Below are 1,293 nucleotides of genomic sequence, written 5' to 3'. Positions count from 1 at the left end.
TGCCCTTCCCGAGAGATGGGTGACAGTTCATTCCGGATAGATGGGTTACACTTTTGGCCCTTTGCAAGGAGAGCAAGGTGCCTTGGAAGGAGTGTAACGTCATGGACGAGCGGCTTAAGTTCGTGGCCCGTCTGCTGGACGGAGAGAAGATGGCGGTCCTTTGCCGGGAGTTCGATATCTCGCGCAAGACCGGCTACAAGATCCTCGCGCGCTACAATGATAGCGGCCTTGAGGGGCTGACGGATCGGTCACGCCGGCCCTATCGCCACGCCAATCAGCTTCCGTTTCAAATCGAGAAGCTGATTGTGCGCCTGAAGCAGGACAAGCCGACTTGGGGTGCGCCTAAGATACGCGAGCGGCTGGCCCGGCTCTATCCGGATGTGCACAGGCCTGCGATCTCGACGGTGCATGCGGTGCTCGACCGGCACGGTATGGTCGAGCACCGCAAGCGACGGCGCAACAAGGCGACGGGGACGCCACTTTCAAGCAGCTGTCGACCCAATGATCTGTGGTGTGCCGACTACAAGGGCGAGTTCATGCTCACCGATCGGCGCTATTGCTATCCGCTGACGATCACTGACTTCGCCAGCCGATATCTCATTGCCTGCGAGGCGCTGTCGACCACCAAGGAAGCCTATGCCTTCACCGTGTTCGAGAGCGTTTTCAAGGAGTTCGGTCTGCCCCGCGCCATCAGGACCGACAATGGCGTTCCCTTCGCCAGCCCCAACGCGCTCTTCAACCTCAGCAAGCTGTCGGTCTGGTGGCTGCGCCTGGGCATCGACATCGAGCGCATCCAGCCGGGCTGCCCACAGCAGAACGGGCGCCACGAGCGCATGCACCTCACCCTGAAGAAGGAAGCCACCAAACCGGCTGGCGCCAATTTCCTTCAGCAACAGGCCAGGTTCGATGACTTCATCGACGAGTTCAACTCAGAGCGCCCGCATCAGGCGCTCGGCATGGACTGCCCGGCAGAGCGCTACACGCCCTCAACGCGCCCCTACACTGGCTTGCCCGAGCTCGACTATCCGTTTCACGATAAGGCCGTCACCGTCACCACCTGCGGTCGCATCTGCTACAATCGCAAGAAGATCAACCTTAGCCTCGTCTTTGCCGGCCAGACCGTCGGCATCAAACAGATCGAAGACCATATCTGGCTTGCCAGCTTCATGGACTATGACTTGGGGTACTTTGATGATGAGACATGCAGGCTCGAACCACTCCACAACCCCTTCGGGCCAAAAGTGTTACCCATGTCTCCGGTATAAACTGTAACCTATGTGTCCGGAACGGACC

1 protein-coding gene is annotated in these 1,293 nt (G+C 59.2%); it reads left to right on the top strand.

The window, feature by feature from the left end; genetic code table 11:
* Window positions 1-101: 101 nt before the first annotated feature.
* The gene (locus P9272_RS35820; protein WP_278164927.1) at window positions 102-1,265 is read left to right on the top strand and encodes an IS481 family transposase; all 1,164 of its coding nucleotides are present in this window, start codon (window positions 102-104) and stop codon (window positions 1,263-1,265) included.
* Window positions 1,266-1,293: the final 28 nt, after the last annotated feature.

This window comes from Mesorhizobium sp. WSM4976 (assembly GCF_029625685.1).
Lineage (GTDB): Bacteria > Pseudomonadota > Alphaproteobacteria > Rhizobiales > Rhizobiaceae > Mesorhizobium.
This window is presented reverse-complemented; position numbering and strand designations above follow the sequence as displayed.